We start from the raw sequence: 18,858 nt of genomic DNA, 5'->3' as shown, positions 1-18,858 counted from the left end.
GAGCCTCGATCAGGCGAAGACGATGGTGCTGTTGTCGGTGCGGACCACGCGGTCCTCGCTGTGCCACCGCACCGCCCGGGACAACACGGTGCGCTCTACGTCGGCGCCCCGCCGCCGGATGTCGGCGACGGCATCGGCATGGGTCACCCGCACCACGTCCTGCTCGATGATGGGCCCCTCGTCGAGGTCCTCGGTCACGTAGTGGGCGGTCGCCCCGACGAGTTTGACCCCGCGTTCCTTGGCCTTGGCGTAGGGAGCCGCCCCGATGAAGGCGGGCAGGAACGAGTGGTGGATGTTGATGATCGGCACTCCCAGGCTCGCGATGAACTCGCCGGACAGGATTCGCATGTACCGGGCCAGCACGACGAAGTCCACGTTGCCTCGCAGCAGCCGCAGGTGTTCGGCCTCGGCGGCTGGTTTGCCCATCTCACCCGTGGGCACGTGCACGAACGGGATGCCGAAGGAGCGCACTTCGTCGGCGGTGTCGGTGTGGTTGGACACGACCATCGAGACGGTCACCGGCAGCTGGCCCCGCCGGTGCCGCCACAGCAGGTCGAGCAGGCAGTGGTCCTCCTTGGAGGCGAAGATCGCGACACGTTTGGGTATCGACATATCGCGCAGCGTGAAGTCGAGGGCGAATCCCTCGGCCAGCTCGGCTTCCAGATCCCGCTCGATCGTGGGCAGCACGGCCTTGAGATCGGCGAGACTGAACACCGTGCGCTGGTAGAACGCACCGCCCTGCGGATCGTCGGAGTACTGGTCCAACGAGACGATGTTCGCACCGTGCCCGCTCAGCACCGTGCTCACGGCGGCGACGATGCCGGTGCGGTCCTCGCCCTGCACGATCAGCGAGGCGTGGTTCTCCGGCAGTGCGTGGTTCTGGGGCGAGGCGGGCGACTCCGCCCGCGACGTCGCCGATTCGGTCGTCAAGTGGACTTTCCCTCCGCCGGAACTGGGTGTCCGGTCCGATGTGGTCACGAATTCAACCCGGTCCGCGTGCCTCGATGCCGCCGTGGCTGGGCGCGTGGTGGTTTCCGGGCCGGATTGTGCCGGAACCGGCTCGACTCGGCAGCGGGAGATCGGAGCGGTTCAGGAGAGCCCGTACTTCCCGACGACGCTCGCGCTCGTGCCGATCCCGGGGCCGTCCGGGCACTGTCGTCACGTACGGGCCCCGGTACCACCACCCGGAGTATTGCCCGCCGGAGATCGCGGGAATAGGTTTCTGTTGAAACGATTCAATCGTCCACGACGAGTCTGCCGAGGTCGGTCGTCTTGCATCACACCCGTTCCGGAAGAACAACGTCCCGCAGCGGGCTCTGGTACTTCCTCGCACTGACCGCCACCACCCTGCTGCTGGTAACGCCCTCCGCGGCGTCCGACCACCGACCTCCTCCGCACGCGGGCGGCTCGGAATGGGCGGGGTCCTGGGCAGCGGCCGTGACTCCGCCGGACAACCGCCCGGAGCCCCAGCACTTCCACGATCAGACGCTGCGCCAGGTCGTTCACCTCTCGGTGGGTGGCGACCGGTTCCGCCTGCGCCTGACGAACGTCCACGGCACGGAACCGCTGTCCGTGGGAGCGGTGACGGTGGCCCCGCGCCGGGGCGAACGGGGAACCCCGAGCATCGCCCCCTCGGCCGCGGTGCCGGTGACGTTCGACGGGCGGTCCGCCACCACGGTGCCGACAGGAGCGGAGTGGGTCTCGGACCCGGTCGATCTGGAGGTGGCCGACAACAGCGACCTCGTGGTCAGCCTGCATCTTCCCGAATCCACCGGGCAGGCCTCGGTACATTACGAGGGCAGGTCGACCACCTTCCTCGCCCCGGGAGACGCCACGCGCGGTTCGGGGCGGAACTACGAGGCCATCGGCACGGCGCGCTACTTCCTGGACGGCATCGACGTCCGCACCCGTTCGGCCGGTTCGGTGGTGTTCTTCGGCGACTCGATCACCGACGGCGTGAAGTCGACGCTCGACGCCAACCACCGCTACCCGGACGTGGTCGCGGACCGACTGCTGAAACGTCCGGAACCGCGCGAACTCGGAGTGCTCAACGCGGGACTGAGCGCCAACCGGTTGCTGACCGACGCCGGACTCGGAGGTGAACCGGCGATCGCGCGGTTCGAACGCGACATCCTGGCCCAGACCGGGGTGCGAACCGTGGTGCTGCTGGAAGGCATCAACGACATCCACCACAGCGCCGGTGCCGTGGAGCCGCACGAACTCATCGGCGTCTACGAACAACTGATCGCCCGGGCGCACGAAGCCGGTATCCGTGTGGTGGGCGGGACGATCACACCGTTCGAGGGTGCACCGCGCTACAACGCGGCGGGCGAGGCCGACCGACGTGCCGTCAACGAGTGGATCCGCGAGTCCGGGGCGTTCGACGCCGTGGTGGACTTCGACGCCGCGGTGCGGGATCCGGGACATCCGAGCAGGTTGGCGCCTGGCTACGACACGGGCGACCACGTGCATCCGAACGACGCCGGATTGGCCGCCATGGCCCGGGCCGTCGAAGTACGGGAACTGTACTGAGCGCTCCCGATCGCTCCACGGAACGGCTCGGTCGGTGCGAACTCCCGAAAGCGCGAGAGGTCGCACCGACCGAGTACCTCAGCGAACGGGGGGAATTCCCGCCGATGGCGGTATCGGCTCGTTCCCGCCCGTCCCACACGCCCGCGTGATGCCGGATCACGGTCTGGCAGGGTTGCCGGTATGACCGGGCCCGAACACTTCAAGACCGCGCAACGCCTGCTGGCCGAAGCACCGGAGCAGCACGACCAGGAGGGGGAACGCACCTACGTGGCCTACGCCCAGGCGCACGCCACGCTCGCGCACGCCGCGGCGACCGCCCAGGCGGGAGGACCGATCTTCAACGAGGACGGCGAGTTCGTGATCGGCGGAATGACCGAGCCGCAGGAGGCGGCCTGGAAAACCGTGCTCGATCCGGAGGGGACCACGGCGGAATAACCGAGCCGAAGAGTACGCCCGAAACACGGCGGTGTCGCCGGAATCGCCGAGCGGCACCGTCGTGGCCTCCCGCCGCGTTACGAATTCGTTGTTCCGCTTCCTGGGAGCGCGGCGAGGAGTTCTGCCTCTTGAGCGGGCGACTGGATCCATTCACCCCGACACGGCGAGCGGTGTTTCACGGCGATCTCGCTGTTACACTGACCCACCGTGTCCGACCCGACGGGAAATTCCGAGAAGACGACCAGGATCTGGTCCAGTGCGGTGGCTTTCCTCTTTTTCGGTGCGGCGATCGCGATGGGAATTCTGCACATTCTCACCCCGCGGAATTACGCGCCCGTCATAGGTCCGTTCCTGGTGTTCGGCTTCTGTTTCCTGACGCTCTGGTTGAGCGTGCAGAAAACCCGGTGAGTCCGCGATGAAGGACCCGAACTCCGCCGCCCCGACACCGTTGGGGAACCGCACGGTAGGACCGTGCGCGGTCGTCCGGATCGTCTGTGAGCGCCTTCCCGCACGGCGGGGCGCCGTGCGGGTGGCGTCGATTTCTCGCGAAATCGACGCCACCCCGGCCATTACCGCTACCGGCTTCCCGCCTTCACACGTCTCCCGCCGGGTGCACGGATTCAGGCTCGCTGGACCGCGAGTTCTTCCTCCGCCTGCGCCTGCTCGCCGCTGTGACCGCGCAGGGTGAGCGCCACGATCCCGGAGACCGCGCACCCCAGCCCGAGATACAGCGCCACCCAGTACCACTCGCCGTCGCCGAGAGCGACCAGCGCGGTCGCGATGAACGGCGTGAATCCACCGGCGATCGCGCTCGCGACCTGGTATCCCATCCCGGCGCCACTGTAGCGGTGCTCGGCACCGAACATCTCGGTGAACAGCGGCTGCTGCACGCAGACGATCATGTCGTGCGCGATGTTGACCAGGATCACCGATGTGATCAGGAGCAGAATCAGGGAGCCGGACTCGATCGCGAGGAAGTACGGCACAGTGGCGACGACCCCCGCACCGGCACCGAACAGGAACACCGGCTTGCGCCCGAACCGGTCCGACAACCACGCGTACAGCGGGATGGTCGCGATACCGATGGCGCCCACCACGAGGCCGATGTTGAGCATGAACCCGGAGCTGAAATCGTGCTGTTCGGTGGCGTACGACAGGGCGAAGGTCGTGACGATGTACATCGTGAGCAGCTCACCGAGCCGCATGCCGAAGATCTGGAAGAACGCGGCCGGATGCTTGCGCAGCGCGTCCAGCACGGGGAGTTTGCGCCGCCGTTCGGTCCGCTTCGCGACGTTCTCGGTGAACTCCTCGCTCTCCGGCACCCCTGACCGGATCCACAGCGCCACGGCCACCAGTACCGCGCTGAGCAGGAACGGCACGCGCCACCCCCAGGTCTGGAACGCCGTGGCGCTGAGGACCGCCTGCAGGAGGCCGACCAGCCCCGTGGCGACGATCAGCGCCACCGAATAACCGACCTGGACACCGCTGCTGTAGAAGGCCCGCAGCTTGCGTGGGGCGTGCTCCACGGACATGAGCGCGGCACCGCTCCACTCGCCGCCGACCGCGATCCCCTGCAGGGCACGAAGGAGCACCAGCAGCAGCGGGGCGAGCCAGCCGATGGCATCATAGGTGGGCAGCACGCCGATCAGCGCGGTGGCGGCGCCCATGATCGAGACCGTCCAGACGAGGGTGCGGGTACGTCCGACCTTGTCGCCGAAGTGGCCGAAAACGACACTCCCCAGCGGACGGAAGACGAACCCGACGCCGAACGTGGCGAAAGCAGCCAGCGTCCCCGCCACCGGACTGACGCTGGGGAAGAAAGCCTCGTTGAACACGATCGCGGCGACGATCCCGTAGACGAGGAAGTCGTACCACTCGACGACCGCCCCGATGAAGGCACCGAAGGCAGCTCGGGTCTGTTTGCCCCGGTTCGGCTGCTCCGCCGTACCCGTCATATGAACCTCCTGCTGTGCATATAACGCACTGCCGTGCGTTTGTTGCATAGATGGTTAATTGCCCGTAACCGCTCGTCAAGAGATGAGGGCCAATTCAGCAGCAACCAGCAAGCCTCATCAGCAGTATGCATGGACGCATATCTTCGCTACACTAGGCGCCATACGCACAAGCGAGCGAAATGCGCACAGAGGTGGGGAATGAAGGCAGCTGCGTTGATCGAACCGGGAAACATCGGGCTTATCGACACCGCGGAGCCGAACTGCGGCGCGGACGACGTCGTCCTCCGCATGCTCGGGGTCGGCCTCTGCGGCACGGACATGGGAGTCGTCCGGGGTGAGCGAACGGCTCCCCACCATCCCTGGGTGCTCGGCCACGAAGGGGTCGGCGAGATCGTGGCCGTCGGAGATTCCGTCGACAACAGCCACCTCGGCAGCCGGGTCGCGCTCGAACCGAACTACTGCTGCCTACGCTGCCGCGAGTGCAAGAGCGGGTTCACCTCGGGCTGCCCCGATCGCATCGCGGTCGGACTCGGTGTCCCGGGAGTGCTCTCCGAATACGTCGCGGCACCGGCCGAGTTCGTCCACCCGGTGGCCGATCACGTGAACGTTCGCGACCTCGTCTGCGCCGAACCGCTGACCGTGGCACGTTCGGCCGTCCGGCGTTCGGGAATCACCACCGACGATCGATGCCTGGTCGTCGGCGCCGGTTCGCAGGGGCTGTTCCTCTGCCGCTGGCTGGTGGCCGCGGGCATCACACCGTTCGTGCAGGAACCGCACGCGGGCAGGCACGAGCTGGCACTTTCGCTGGGCGCGCTCCCCATCGAGCGGGCCGACGGGCAGGTGGACCACGTCTTCGAGACCTCCGGAGTGCCTTCGGCCCTCGGAACGGCACTACGGCACACGGTGGCGGGCGCGACCGTCACGCTCATCGGGATGGGCGGCGAACCGCTCGGGCTCAGCGAGCGGCACGTGGTGAACCGGCAACTGTCGCTGGTCGGTTCCCTGATCTATGACCATCCCGACGACTTCGCCGACACCATCGACGCCCTCAGCGGGTTGGCCCCGCACCGTGTACTGGGCGCGGAGTTCGGTCTCGCGGATACGGCGGCGGCGTTCGAGGCCGTCGCCACCACCCCGGGCAAGGTATGGGTCAATATCGATGGTGCCGCCTGAGACCGCCGCTTCACCGCGCGGCCGAGCTGACCAGGTCGGCCTCGATGAGCCGAACGGTGCGCAGAATCATGGGAACGTAGTCCCGTTCGACGAGCGCCGGGGTGGTCCGTCCGGCATGCACCGACACGTTGGCCGCGGCGACCACGCGCCCCGCACGGTCGCGTACCGGCGCGGCCGCACCACGCAGCCCCTCCTCGATCTCCGAATCGACCAATGCCCAACCCTGCGAGCGGGCCTTCTCGATCTCGGCGCGCAGTGTCGCCACATCACCGACGGTGCGGCTGGTCTTGCGTTCCAGATGCAGGTAAGCGAGACGCTCTTCGAGCTCCGCTTCGGGCAGCCCCGCCAACAGCACCCGCCCCATCGAGGTCGCGTACGCGTCGAAGCGCGTGCCCACGTCGATCTTCACGGCGGCCAGCCGGGTACTCGGCACCAACGCGACGTAGACGATCTCGTTGCCTTCGAGCACGGCCAGCGCGGCGGTCTCGTTCAGCTCCCGCGCGAGCCACCGCAGATGCGGCTGCGCCAGCTCCGGAAGGGACAGGCTCGACAGGTAGGAGTACCCGAGATCGAGTACCCGGGGGGTGAGCTCGAACGTGCGACCGTCGGACGAGACATAGCCGAGATCGGCGAGCGTGAGCAGCAGCCGACGCGCCGTAGCCCGATCGAGGCCGGTCTCCCGCGACACCTCACCGAGGGTCTGAACGGGACGTTCCGCGTCGAACGTCCGGATGACCGCGAGCACGCGCGCGACGGACTGCACGAAGTGCGGCCCGTACTCCTCGCGTCCGTTCACCACCGGTTCGGCCACACCTGGGACCTCCCACCTCGCACAGCTTGTGCGTACCACGCACAGTCTAGCCGTCGATTCAGCCTGCTCACCACATGCCTTCGACCACCAGAGGAGTGCACGTGAACAATCCTGTGCGCAAAACGATCGCGACCGTCTGCCTGTCCGGCATGCTGGACGACAAACTCCGAGCCAGTGCCGCCGCCGGTTTCGACGGGGTGGAGATCTTCGAGAACGACCTGGTCAACTCGCACCTCTCTCCCGAAGCGATCCGCGACCGCTGCGCGGATCTCGGCCTGTCCGTCGACATGTACCAACCGTTCCGCGACTTCGAAGCCCTGCCCGCCGAACAACACGAGACGAACCTGCGGCGGGCCGAGCGCAAGTTCGACCTGATGGAACGCCTCGGCACCGACACCATGCTGGTGTGCTCCACGCTGGCGCCCCAGGCCATCGACGACGACGATCTGGCCGCCGAACAACTTCACGCCCTGGCCACACGCGCCGCGGCACGGGGAATCCGCGTCGCCTACGAAGCCCTCGCTTGGGGACGGTTCGTCAACACCTGGGAGCACTCGTGGCGAATCGTGCACCAGGCCGACCACCCCAACCTCGGGGTGTGCCTGGACAGCTTCCACATCCTGTCCAAGGACCCGCGCCCCACGGGCATCGCCACCATCGATCCGGAAAAGCTGTTCTTTCTGCAGCTGGCCGACGCCCCTCGACCGGACATGAACCTACTGCGGTTGAGCAGGCACCACCGGCTGTTCCCCGGCCAGGGCAGCTTCGACCTGATTCACTTCGTGGACCAGGTACTGGCCGCGGGATACACCGGGCCGCTGTCGCTCGAGGTTTTCAACGACGTCTTTCGCCAGAGCGACCCGGGCCCCGCCGCCGTCGACGCCATGCGCTCGCTGCTTTCTCTGGAAGACGGCGTGGCGACCCACGGTTCACGCGGGCCGTACCGGGTCGGTATCACCGAGCCGACCTCCTCACCCGAGCTGCCCGGTTGGGCGTTCGCCGAACTCGACGTCGATGAACGTTCGGAAGCGGAAATCGCAACGACGTTGAGCGCGCTGGGGTTCGTCCACACTGGACAACACAGGTCCAAGCCGGTGCAGCTGTGGCGGCACGGTGACTGCGACGTCGTGCTGAACCGGACGTCGGAGAAGACCACCGAATCGGGCACAGCCGAACTCGCCGGACTGGCGGTGGAAAGCCGTGATCCCGGCTCGTCCGCGCAGCGTGCGAGGGAGTTGCTCGCGCCGCGACTACCCGGCCAACACGCGGACACCGAGGCCGAGTTGCACACGATCGCCACACCCGACGACAAGCGGATCCACTTCTGCCACACCGAGGAGGACGATCCATCGAGTTGGCGGGCCGATTTCACGGCGACCGGCACCACGCCCGCCGAAGACCCGGTACTCGACGAACTCGACCACATCGCGGTGGCGGAACCGTTCGACCACTTCGCCGAGTCGATGCTGTTCTACCGGTCGGTGTTCGACCTGCGGCCACAGGCGGAAACCGAGTACGCCGCCCCGTTCGGGCTGGTACGCAGCCAGGCCGTCGGGAACCGCTTCGGTCGGATTCGCATCGCCATGCACGCGGCCGTACTGCGCCGCGGCGAGTGGGCGCCCGACGTCCCCGATCCCGAGCACGTCTCGTTCGGAACCGACGACATCATCGGCGCCGCACGAAGCATGCGGGACAGCGGTGCGCCCATCCTGCGGATCCCGGAGAACTACTACGACGACCTCGACGCCCGCTACGAGCTCGACTCGGAGCTACTGTCCGAACTACGCATGCTGAACATCCTCTACGATCGGGATGCCCAGGGTGAGTTCTTCCACTTCTGCACCGATCTGCTCGGTTCCCGGGTGTTCTTCGAGATCGTGCAGCGCGTCGGCGACTACCAGGGTTACGGCGCGGCGAACACCCCCGTTCGCATGGCCGCCCATCGGCAGGCACGGCTGCACCGAGCCACCTGATCGAAGTTTTCCGACCGGGTTCTCGGATCGCCCGCTCGGTGGAACCTCTCGCACGTCTCGGGAGCGGGTCCGGAGACATCGAGTAGGTACTACGCCACGTCTCCGGCGTCCTCGCGAGAGCCGTACCGGTCAGGCTTCCCGGAAGGGATCGGTCTCGAACGGAGTGCGCAGTCCGCGCATGGCGGCATCGCTGTGATCGGCGCTCGGAGCGGGCTGCTCCGGCAGTTCCCGGGTGTGGGCCGGTTCGAGGAACTGGACCGTACTGACCGCCTCGGGAATGGGGGCGCGCCCGCGGGACGACGGCACCGGACGGTTGCCCGTCTTACCGTGGTTCTGCGGCCGAGCAGGACGTGAGGGGGTTGTAATGCTGATAGTGCTCCTTCGAACCACCCGGCCGACGTAACGATGGCCGAGTGGTCTGCGAGATGAGGTCGGGCGTAGTCGATCGCCCGAAAAACCGGTGGCTCCCCATCCGAGCGGATGAGGAGCCACCGGAGAAAAACTCTGCGAAAAGACTCAGAGCACGCGAACCACGTCGGCCTGCGGGCCCTTGCTGCCCTGGCTGGCCTCGTAGTCCACCTGCTGGTTCTCCTCCAGGGTACGGAAACCCGAGGCGTCAATCGCCGAGTAGTGCACGAAGATGTCCGGCCCGCCCTCGTCGGGGGCGATGAAGCCGAAGCCCTTTTCCGAGTTGAACCACTTCACGGTTCCCTGTGCCATGTCTGTCTCCTTACGGGAGCTGGTATGACGGGTGAACGCACCTCGCGAACACCCGGGCCGGAAGATCTCAGACGGCAACTACTCCAGCTACAACCAAAGACAGCAGCTCGCCCGCATCAACATCCTGCGAGCGTGCACAAACACGGACCCAGAAATACGACGACCAAGTGCGACTATACACGTCCACGACAGCCGCTGCCTACACCCGCCGTCGACTTCCCGCGAAACCACCGGCCAGTTCCCGCGAAACCACCGGTCAACAAGCCAAGTGACATGCATCACGCACGCGGCTCGCCCGGGTGAGCGCGGTCCGTGCCACCCGGGCGAGCCGCGTACCGGGCGCACCTAACCGGCGAACTCCGGCATGCGTGCGCGCAGGAATCCAGTGGTGGCCCCACCGTCACGAAGAACCGCGTCCTCCACGAGTGTCCGCTGTAGCCCGATGGTGCTGCTTACGCCGTTTCCCTCCAGTTCGAACTCGCGCAGCGCCTGACTCGTCCGATCCAGCGCGCTCTCGCGGTCCGGTCCCCAGCACACCAGCTTCGCCACCAACGAGTCGTAGTGCGGGGTGACGACGGCTCCCGTGTGGCAGTGCGTGTCCACCCGCACCCACGGGCCCCCGGGGGCGCGGTAGTTGTGCAGCGTTCCCGGTGTGGGGACGAACCCCCGCGCGGGGTCCTCGGCGTTGATGCGGCATTCCACGGCGTGTCCGACCGGCTCGATGTCCGACTGCCGCAGCGCCAACGGCTCACCGGCCGCGCTGTGCAGTTGTTCGGCGACCAGGTCGATGCCGGTGACGGCTTCGGTGACGGGATGCTCCACCTGGATGCGAGTGTTGACCTCCATGAACCAGAAGCGGTTCTGCTCGTCGAGCAGGAACTCCATCGTCCCCACACCCTGGTAACCGGCTTCGAGGGCACCACGCAGCGCTGCCTCACCGATCTCCCGGCGCAGCGATTCGTCCACCGCGGGCGAAGGGGCTTCCTCCAGCAGTTTCTGGTTGCGTCGCTGCACGGAGCAGTCCCGCTCGCCGAGATGCACCCCTCGGCCGTGGCTGTCGCACAGGACCTGCACCTCGATGTGCCGGGCGGACTCGAGGTACTTCTCCAGGTAGAGCGAGGGGTCCTTGAACAGGGTCCGGGCACTGGCCCGGGTGGTGTGGAACGCGTCGAAGAGGTCGGCGGGGTCCCGCACCACGGTGATACCTCGTCCCCCTCCACCCGCCGCCGCCTTGAGGATGACCGGGTAACCGATGTCGTCGGCGATACGACGGGCCTCTTCGTAGGAACCGAGCGGCTCCACGGTGCCCGGCAGCAGCGGCAGTCCGTTCTCCCGCATGACCCTACGCGCGCTCGACTTGTCACCGAGCACGTCCATCACTCCGGCCGATGGGCCGATGAAGGTGATCCCGTGGTCGGCGCAGATCTCCGCGAAGTAGGGATCCTCGGACAGGAACCCGTATCCGGGGTGGATGGCGTCGGCGCCCGTACGCAGCGCGGCACCGATGATGTTGGGGATGTGCAGGTAGCTCTCCCGCGCGCTCGCGGGACCGACGCACACGGCCTCGTCGGCGAGCCGAACCGGCAACGAGAGTTCGTCGGCCTTGGAGTAGACGGCGACCGTGCGGATACCCAGCCTGCGGCAGGTACGAATCACTCGGACTGCGATCTCGCCGCGATTGGCGACGAGGACTTTGTCGAACAACGTCACTCCTGTTCCGGTTCGATCTCGAAAAGAACCTGGTCGTACTCGACGAGTTCACCGTCAGGGGTGGAAACGGCCGCGACTCGCCCGGAGACGGGAGCACTGATCGGGTTCATCAGTTTCATCGCCTCGACGATGGCGAGCTGTTGCCCTTCCTCGACGGTCGCACCCGCCTCGACGAACGGCTCCTCACCGGGCGCGGGAGCGCGGTAGAGCGTCCCGACCAGGGGTGCGCGCACCGTGACCCTGGTTTCGGTTTCGGCGTCCCCGAAAACGTCGACCGAGCTCGGTGGGGCGCTTCTCGGGAGCTCGCCCGGCTCGTCGGCCCAGTCGATCTCGACGGAGTCCGCGCCGGACTGCAACCGGATTCTGCGCACCGGGCGGTCGGCGCGCGAAACGAGCTTTCCGGCGTGTTCGGCGAGTTCGGCGATCGTGTGGTGCGCGGTCGTGATGGGGACACCGGATGTGGTCGTGTGGTGCGAGTCGTGACCGTTGTCGGCGATCCTGGTGCCGTTGGTCTCGATCGACATGTGGATTCCTTCCTGTCGAGCGGGGCGTGCCGGTAGGAGCGGAACGTTGGTCGGACGCCGGAACGTTGGTCGGACGCCGGAACGTTGGTCGGACGCCGGAGCGCTGGTCAGACACCGGGTTGCGTACGCGGCTCGCCGATCGCCGCGATCCGAGCTCGCCGCTGCTCCAACAATTCGTCGGGTGTGTACTCGGCGAGCTCCCGCAACGTTTCCAGCAGGGCAGCACGGACGTTGGACGCGGTGCCCACGTGATCGGCCTGGGCTCCCCCCGGGGGTTCGGCTACCACGCCGTCCATCACGCCCAGCCGTACGAGGTCCGGAGCGGTGATCCGCAGCGACTCGGCCGCGGTGGCCGCGTGCTCGGCGGATCCGAACAGAATGGTCGAACACCCCTCCGGGCTGATCACCGAGAAGTAGGTTCTTTCGAGCATCAGCATCCGGTTGCCCACGCCCAGTGCCAACGCTCCACCGCTGCCCCCTTCGCCGGTGACCAACACGACGGTGGGCACGCTCAGACGCGACATCCGAAGGATCGCTTCGGCGATGGCGGTCCCCTGACCTTCTCGTTCCGCCTCGACCCCCGGATAGGCACCGGGTGTGTCCACGAATGTCACCAGCGGCATTCCGTGCCGCTGGGCGTGATCCATCATGCGCCGGGCCTTGTGGTAGCCACTCGGTTGCGGCATCCCGAAGTCGCGCTCGATCAGCTCGGTGGTGGTGTGCCCCTTCTGGTGCCCCAGAACGACCACGGGCCGCCCGGCGAGCTTGGCGACGCCGCCGATCACGGCGGGATCGTCGGCACCGAGCCGGTCACCGTGCAACTCGACGAATTCGTCGAACACCAGGCCGCAGTAGTCCAATGTGGTCGGTCTGCCGATGTCGCGCGCTGCCGCCACCACCTCGGCGGGCTCGCGGTTCGGCAGCCGCTCCGGATCGGTGACGATGCCACCGCTCGGCACGGGTTCGTCCGATTCGGGATCGTTCCGGTGCGACGCGAGCAACCTGGCCAGGGTCGACCGTAGTTCCTCCCTGGGAACGACCAGATCACACATCCCGTTGCGTTCCAAGAACTCGGCCGTCTGGAAGTTCGGGGGAAGCTCGGTGCGGATCGTCTGCTGGATGACGTTCTTGCCCGCGAATCCGATCCGGGCACCCGGTTCGGCCAGCACCACGTCCCCCAGCGTGGCGAAGGAGGCCGTGGCCCCACCGTAGGTGGGGTCGGTGTTGAGGTTGAGCACGAGCACACCGGCCTCACGCAGCCGTCCGATCTCCTGGCTGGTTTTGGCCAACTGGGCCAGCGCCACGACACCTTCCTGCATCCTGGCGCCGCCGGAGGCCGTGATCAGCAGCAGCGGCGTTCCTTGATCGTGCGCGGTTCGCGCGGCCCGGGCCAGCAGCTCACCGGTGACCCCGCCGATGCTTCCGCCCAGGAAGGCGAAGTCCAGTCCCGCCACGACGAGGGGATCACCCTGAATCCGGCCGAGCCCCCAGCGAACCGCCTCGGCGGCCCCGGTGTTCTCGCGTGCTTTCGCCAGCCGTTCCTCATAGGGCCGGGTGTCACTGAACGACAGCACGTCGCGGGCCGTAAGCTCGGTGTCGAAGGGTTGGTAGGAGTCCGCGTCCAGCAGCATCGCGAACCGGTCGGAGATCGTCAGGCGCAGGTGGTGCGAGCACTCCGGACAAACGTTGCCGTGCCGCCACAGCCTGCGTAGATAGATCATGCTTTCGCAGGACGGACAGTGTGTCCAGCGCACTTCGCCCTCGGTTCCCGACGAAGTGCTCTCGGTGATTGTCATCGGTTCTCCTCGAATGTCCTCCGGATCGCCGGCTCGAGGGGTTCGGCCGCGAACCGGGAGTTCTCCTGGTCGCATCGCCGGGGACGTGGTGACGGATCGTCGTGGTGTACTCGCGCTAGTCGGTTCCGTCCGACGCCTCGACGGGGAACTGCCAGTGCGAGAACAACCTGTGTCGTTGGTGCATGTCGCCGAGAATCCCCATCACGCGGTCGATCACCTCGACATCGGTGACCGGTTCGTGCGGCCGGAAGTGCCGCCAGGAACGTTCCAGCACGAGCAGCAGCAGCGCCCCGTCCGGCAGTTCCCCGGGAATCGAGTCGAAGGAGTGAACCGTCAGGTGAATCGCCGCCGCACCAGCGTTGATCGCGCAGTACTGCTCGGCCAGCCGGTAGACCTCCGCCGAGGAGCCGTAGGACTTGCCCATCGTCTCGCGCAGCTCGGCGCACTCGGCTCGGAGACGTCCGAGTTCCGCCAGCAGGCGGTCACCCACCTCGGCGGCACGTTCGAACCATTCCCGCTGCGGGGAATCGGACCGCGCCGCGATCTCGCGGAGTCCGGCGATGCCGTTCGGTAGCGTGTCGACCGTGTCGTCGCGTCCGCGGCCGAACAGTGACTGCTTGCTCGGTTCCCAGGTGGGGAGCGACCGATCGATGTCGAAGACGGTACGCGTGCGCTCCAGCGCGGCGGGATCGGTCGGTTCGTCCGACCTCGAAGCGCCGAGTTGCACCGCGATGTTCTTCAGATTCACCACGGTGTTGCCGTCCACGAACGTGGCCGCCAGCACGTCGCGGAGCATCTTCTGGTAGATGCCGAAGTGTCGGTTCCCCCGCAGGTAAAGCCGGGCACCGAGCACCGTGGACAGTTGTGCCATGGTCCGTTCCAGCAGGGTGGGCACGAAGTACTTGACCGCGGAGGAGAAGACGCTGGTCTGGGTGGGATTGGCCTGCAGTCCGCGCACGGCCCCGGTGCTGACCGATTCCGCCAGCAGCAGGTCGGCGAAGCACTCCGCGAGCTGGCGTCTGGTGTAGGGAATGTCGACCACCCGACTGCCGAAGATCTCGCGTCGGGTGACGAAGTCCATGGTCACGCGCAGCGCCGTGTCGGCGGCACCGAGCGCCAGGCCACTGATCACCGTGCGCGCGACCTGGGCGCTCTGGAGCGTGATCTCCAGCCCCTGCCCCTCACCACCGAGCCGGTGGTGTTCGGGAACGAACACCCCCTCGAACCGGACTCCGCTGATGTCCATCGCCCGCAGTCCGTGCAGTCGTTCCCCCGGCAGCTCCACGATCGACCCCGCGGGGCACTGTCGTTTGTCCACCGCGAACACGGACCAACCCGCCGGGCCGCCGCGTTCGTCGGTGCGGGCCTGCACGGTCACGACGTCGGCGATCGTCGCGTTGCCGATGAGGTTCTTCTCTCCGGTGAGCAGATAACCGCCTGGAACCTTCTCGGCCCGCGTCTCGTTGGCGGTGATGTCACTTCCGTGGTCACGTTCGGACAGTGCCCAGGCCATCCGGGTTCCCTGCCTGATGGCGGAGACGTAATGCGCCCCCTGGCTCTCGGTGGCGGCGATCCAGGCGGGCATGAAAGCCAGCTGTGTGACCATCAGCGCCGTGGCGGTGCTCGGATCACGCCTGGCGATCAGCCGGAGCAGGTTGAAACCGATCTCGACGTCTCCGGCCCTGCCGCCCCAGTAGTCGGGCAGGCAGTACTCGTGCACGTTCCAACGCCACAACACGTTCAACGGCTCGTGCGGGACCTGTTCGCGTTCGTCGAGGTCGAGTATCCGACTGAACGGAATCCTGCTGGTGTCGTCGTGCGGGTCACCGAGATGGGCTTCCAGACTCCCGGCCAGTTCGATCATGTTCTCGACGGTCATGAGGGCTCCTCCCCGGATTCCGCGAGTGGCAGGGCCACGGCGGAGAACAGTCGCCCCGTGCGGTGCAGCTCGGCGACGGTGGTTCCGAGTTCCGCCGCGTCCTGCCGGTCCACGCGGTTGTTCCGCCCCTCGGCACGGTCGAGCAGAAAGCCGAGGACGGCCCGCAGCCATCCCTTGTCCGCCGCGGGGGTACCGAACAGCGCCGTCGCCCGGTTGAACCACCAGGTGTGTACGCAGCAGGCGGCGGCGTGCAGCCTGCAGTAGCGTTCCGCCAGGTCGATCAGCTCCGGTGCGCTGCCGAACTCACTGCCTGCCGTGGCGCGGAGGTGCTCGATGTCGCGGTGCAGCAGCTCCTGGGCGGTGCTCAGCTCGCGCAACCGCTCCGTCACGGTCGCCTCGGTGTCCACCACGGCACAGGCCTCGGCGACCGTCGGCAGTGCCGCCCACACCGGATCGTGACCGCGCACACCGAGTTGCAGCTCGTCGAACGACAGCTCCGGCAGGTCGGCACCCAGTTCGAAGGCGGCTCGCAGCGCCGGGTCGGTGAGCCACCGCTCGTCCGTCTCGCACCGGGCCATGGTCGTGGCGGAGAGCTGGCCGAGCTGCATCGCCACCAGCCGCAGGTTCGCCACCGGACTGGTGTCGATGAATCGCACGACCGCGTTGTCCCGACGGGCCACGTCGAACGGCGCGTACTCGCCGTCACCGAGCAGACCGCGGCTGCCGAGAACGTTGGCGCATCTGGCGAAGGCCTCCTCGCTGCAGTCGGTCAGCACCGCCTTGGCGACACTGGACCAGACACTCTGCGTCCCGGGCAGTGCGTGCACACCGCGCGCGCAGGTGACGGCCACGACGTCGGCGGCGAACACGGCGGCGGCAGCGGTCGCGAGTTCCCGCCTCGGATGGGGCTGCTCCAGCAGGCGGCGCCCGGCGACCTCGTGTTCGGCGGCGAAACCGGTGGTCAGACGTAACGCGGTGTCCGAAGCCGCCAGGTTGGCCCCGGTGCTCAGCGCCCGGACGAGCTGCATCGCCTTCATCGCGGTTTCCATACCGCGACCACGTTCGCCGACCAGTGCGGTACCGGGCACTTCGGTATCGCGGAACTCGAAATCCGCGAAATCCACCCCGCGCATGGCAGCGGTGTGCCGCGGCACGGAGCTACGGGCGGAACTCACCGGCCGGTCCCGGAGCAGCGCGGCGGAGAACGCGGCGGGACCGCGACCGCCGGTACGCGCGACCAGCAACAACGCCGTGCAGCGCTGCCCCAGCCCGACCAGCCATTTGGAGCCCTCGACCAGGAACCGCTCGTCGTCGACCGGAGTCATGGCGCACTCGTTGTTGAGCAGGTCGCTGCCGTGCTCCGGTTCGGACAGCGCGAACCCGATGGATTCCCCACGTGCGAGCAGGTCGACCGCTTCGGCCCGTTGCCGTTCGGAGCCCGCGATGAGCACGCAGCACGTCGCGGTGACGCTGAACATCGTGGCGGGCATGACGGTCAGATCGCGACGGGCCGCGAGGCGTACACGCAGCAGCGTCTCGTCCAGTCCCACCATCGTGCCGCCGTGTGCGGTCGGCACGAAGCTCAATCGCAGTTCGGGTCCCACTCGCTCCCGGAAGGCCTCCGGGAAAGCGGCGTCCCGGTCGCGGGCGACCATGGCCGCGAACCCGTAAGGATTCCCCGGGTCGCTCGGATCACCCAGCGCGTGGTCCAGCGCGCTCGCTCCCGCGTAGCGTCCGGCCGTCTCGGACGAAGGTGCGAGGACAGTCATCGTTCCTCCGCGTGGACGGGTCGGCGGGGGCGGTAGTCGGAGCAGGACGCGGGGAGATGGACACCCGCCTGCCGGAGCTGATTGGCGCGGCCGACCAGGCAGGCACCTCGCATGATGTGTCCGGCCACGTCGGCGACGCGCCGGTTGCCGGGATCGGCCAGATAGGTGTCGGCCACCCAGTCGTTGAAGGCGCCCATCGCGGGGCCGCACCAGATCTGGTAGTCGGGTGTGCGGGTGTCGTCACCGACCGAGGCCCAGCGCGAGGCCATGCCGAGATACCAGCGGAAGATCAGCGCCATCCTGCGCTTGGGATCCTGTTCGGCACGGCGCAGCTGCTCGGGATCCCTGCGCTCGAAGTACTCGGTCACCTCCTCCCAGACCTCGGCCACCGGTTTACGCAGGATCTGCTTCTCCAGCTTTTCCCTGTCCTCGGCGGACAGCGATTCGATGCCGGTGTACGAGCGGTACAGCTCGAACAGCCGTTTCGCCCGCATCGGAAAGAGCGTTCCCTTGCGCAGCACCTGCAATTCGACGCCCAGTTCGAACATGTCCGCGGCGGGAGCCATCTCGCAGTCGGCCACTCCCGCCTTGGCGAGCAGTTCCTTCGCGGACTCCGAGGTTCCGGCCTCCACACAGGACTGGTTCACCGAGCCGGTCACCACGTAGTCGGCACCGAGCGCGAACGCGGCCGCGGCGGCGTGTGGGGTGCCGATCCCGCCTGCCGCGCCGATCCGCAGCCGCGCCGCGGGCGCGAACTCGCTCGCCACGGTCTCCCTGGTGCGTACCACCGCCGGGAACAGCGCGGTCATCGGACGACGGTCGGTGTGACCGCCCGAATCGGCCTCCACCGTGATGTCGTCGGCCATCGGCACGCTCGCCGCCAACTCTGCCTGCTGCCGGGTGATCGTCCCCTCGTTGAGCAGCCGCCGCACCAGCTCGACGGGCGGGGGACGCATGAAGCGCTCGGCGACTTCGGTACGCGAAACCTTCGCGATCACCCTGTTGGCGATCAGCGGTTCCCCACGTTGGTTCGCGGAGAGCCCGGCGACCCGGTACCGCACGATGTGCTCGGTCAGTTCCATGAAGGCCGAGGCCTCCACGCGACGCACCCCGTGCCGGAGCAGCAGCTCGACGGTTTGCCGTTCGAGTGCTTCCTCACTGGGACTGTGGATCAGGTTGACCGCGTAGGGAAGTCCCGGAATCTCCGCGGCGAACCGCCGCAGCGCGCGTTCGATCCGATCGGGCAGCAGACCGGCCGCCCCGAACGAGCCGAGGAACCCCGCACGGGCGAGGGCGATGACGAAGTCCTCCTGTGCGATGCCGCCCGCCATCGCTCCACCGACGTAGGCGTATCGGACACCGTGGTCGGCACGGAAACGCGGCGACCCCAGCCGCTCGGCGGGCAGTGGGCCGATGGCGGCCACGATCCGGGAATCGTCGGCCACGGGCTCGTCGCACACCGCGGGGCCCTCGTGAGTGCGGATCACGTAGCACGGTTTGTCGAGTTCGCCGAGTACGGCGTTGATTCCTGCCGGATCGGCCCGAGGGCCGGACCGGAGTGTCGGTTCGGTGACGGTCACT

At 67.5% G+C, this 18,858-nt stretch carries 16 protein-coding genes; 5 read left to right on the top strand and 11 right to left on the bottom strand.

The features are described 5' to 3' along the window. Positions 1–9: 9 nt before the first annotated feature. Positions 10–930 carry a formyltetrahydrofolate deformylase gene (gene purU, locus ACOQFL_RS17830; protein ID WP_435545319.1) on the bottom strand — a complete coding sequence of 307 codons (921 nt, stop codon included), beginning with the start codon at positions 928–930 and terminating at the stop codon, positions 10–12. 342 nt (positions 931–1,272) lie between these two features. Between purU and ACOQFL_RS17825 the strand changes: the two genes are divergently transcribed. From ACOQFL_RS17825 to ACOQFL_RS17815, 3 genes are all read left to right on the top strand, one after another. Then, entirely contained in the window at positions 1,273–2,532 is a 1,260-nt protein-coding gene (locus tag ACOQFL_RS17825; protein WP_435545318.1) for an SGNH/GDSL hydrolase family protein, read from the top strand. Positions 2,533–2,712: 180 nt separating this feature from the next. Further along, complete coding sequence (locus tag ACOQFL_RS17820; protein WP_435545317.1) at positions 2,713–2,967, top strand: hypothetical protein; 255 nt, start codon at positions 2,713–2,715, stop codon at positions 2,965–2,967. Between the two features lie 207 nt (positions 2,968–3,174). Next, positions 3,175–3,375, top strand: coding sequence for a hypothetical protein (locus ACOQFL_RS17815; RefSeq protein ID WP_435545316.1), 201 nt, complete (start codon positions 3,175–3,177; stop codon positions 3,373–3,375). Positions 3,376–3,587: 212 nt separating this feature from the next. Here ACOQFL_RS17815 and shiA read toward each other — a convergent pair whose 3' ends face one another. Then, on the bottom strand, positions 3,588–4,922 hold the full coding sequence (gene shiA / locus ACOQFL_RS17810; RefSeq protein WP_435545315.1) for a shikimate transporter: 1,335 nt from the start codon (positions 4,920–4,922) through the stop codon (positions 3,588–3,590). Positions 4,923–5,120: 198 nt separating this feature from the next. On the opposite strand from shiA, the gene ACOQFL_RS17805 reads away from it, so the two are divergent. Continuing rightward, positions 5,121–6,095, top strand: a complete 975-nt coding sequence (locus ACOQFL_RS17805) for a zinc-dependent alcohol dehydrogenase (RefSeq protein WP_435545314.1) — start codon at positions 5,121–5,123, stop codon at positions 6,093–6,095. A gap of 10 nt (positions 6,096–6,105) precedes the next feature. Here the strand turns inward: ACOQFL_RS17805 and ACOQFL_RS17800 are convergent, their stop codons facing one another. Continuing rightward, positions 6,106–6,906 (bottom strand): IclR family transcriptional regulator domain-containing protein, encoded by an 801-nt coding sequence (locus tag ACOQFL_RS17800; RefSeq protein ID WP_435545313.1) that lies wholly within the window; start codon positions 6,904–6,906, stop codon positions 6,106–6,108. A 74-nt stretch (positions 6,907–6,980) separates the two neighbouring features. Between ACOQFL_RS17800 and ACOQFL_RS17795 the strand changes: the two genes are divergently transcribed. After that, positions 6,981–8,879 (top strand): bifunctional sugar phosphate isomerase/epimerase/4-hydroxyphenylpyruvate dioxygenase family protein, encoded by a 1,899-nt coding sequence (locus ACOQFL_RS17795; RefSeq protein ID WP_435545312.1) that lies wholly within the window; start codon positions 6,981–6,983, stop codon positions 8,877–8,879. 129 nt (positions 8,880–9,008) lie between these two features. Here ACOQFL_RS17795 and ACOQFL_RS17790 read toward each other — a convergent pair whose 3' ends face one another. The 8 genes from ACOQFL_RS17790 to ACOQFL_RS17755 form a co-directional block, all read right to left on the bottom strand. Next, complete coding sequence (locus tag ACOQFL_RS17790; RefSeq protein WP_435545311.1) at positions 9,009–9,185, bottom strand: hypothetical protein; 177 nt, start codon at positions 9,183–9,185, stop codon at positions 9,009–9,011. Positions 9,186–9,395: 210 nt separating this feature from the next. Next, on the bottom strand, positions 9,396–9,599 hold the full coding sequence (locus tag ACOQFL_RS17785; RefSeq protein WP_092974098.1) for a cold-shock protein: 204 nt from the start codon (positions 9,597–9,599) through the stop codon (positions 9,396–9,398). A 345-nt stretch (positions 9,600–9,944) separates the two neighbouring features. Beyond that, complete coding sequence (locus ACOQFL_RS17780; RefSeq protein ID WP_435545310.1) at positions 9,945–11,309, bottom strand: acetyl-CoA carboxylase biotin carboxylase subunit; 1,365 nt, start codon at positions 11,307–11,309, stop codon at positions 9,945–9,947. After that, complete coding sequence (locus ACOQFL_RS17775; RefSeq protein WP_435545309.1) at positions 11,306–11,833, bottom strand: acetyl-CoA carboxylase biotin carboxyl carrier protein; 528 nt, start codon at positions 11,831–11,833, stop codon at positions 11,306–11,308. Before ACOQFL_RS17775 ends, ACOQFL_RS17780 begins: the two co-directional genes overlap by 4 nt. 107 nt (positions 11,834–11,940) lie before the next feature. Continuing rightward, complete coding sequence (gene accA, locus ACOQFL_RS17770; RefSeq protein WP_435545308.1) at positions 11,941–13,629, bottom strand: acetyl-CoA carboxylase carboxyl transferase subunit alpha; 1,689 nt, start codon at positions 13,627–13,629, stop codon at positions 11,941–11,943. A 115-nt stretch (positions 13,630–13,744) separates the two neighbouring features. Then, positions 13,745–15,508: an acyl-CoA dehydrogenase family protein gene (locus ACOQFL_RS17765; RefSeq protein ID WP_435545307.1), complete on the bottom strand. Its 1,764-nt coding sequence runs from the start codon at positions 15,506–15,508 to the stop codon at positions 13,745–13,747. Beyond that, positions 15,505–17,277 carry an acyl-CoA dehydrogenase family protein gene (locus ACOQFL_RS17760; RefSeq protein WP_435545306.1) on the bottom strand — a complete coding sequence of 591 codons (1,773 nt, stop codon included), beginning with the start codon at positions 17,275–17,277 and terminating at the stop codon, positions 15,505–15,507. Before ACOQFL_RS17760 ends, ACOQFL_RS17765 begins: the two co-directional genes overlap by 4 nt. Further along, on the bottom strand, positions 17,274–18,857 hold the full coding sequence (locus ACOQFL_RS17755) for a PfaD family polyunsaturated fatty acid/polyketide biosynthesis protein (protein WP_435545305.1): 1,584 nt from the start codon (positions 18,855–18,857) through the stop codon (positions 17,274–17,276). Before ACOQFL_RS17755 ends, ACOQFL_RS17760 begins: the two co-directional genes overlap by 4 nt. Position 18,858 lies beyond the last annotated feature (1 nt).

This window comes from Actinopolyspora sabaoui, assembly GCF_051225635.1.
Lineage (GTDB): Bacteria > Actinomycetota > Actinomycetes > Mycobacteriales > Pseudonocardiaceae > Actinopolyspora.
The sequence above is the reverse complement of the archived record's forward strand: the minus strand, read 5'-3'. Positions and strand labels throughout refer to the sequence as shown.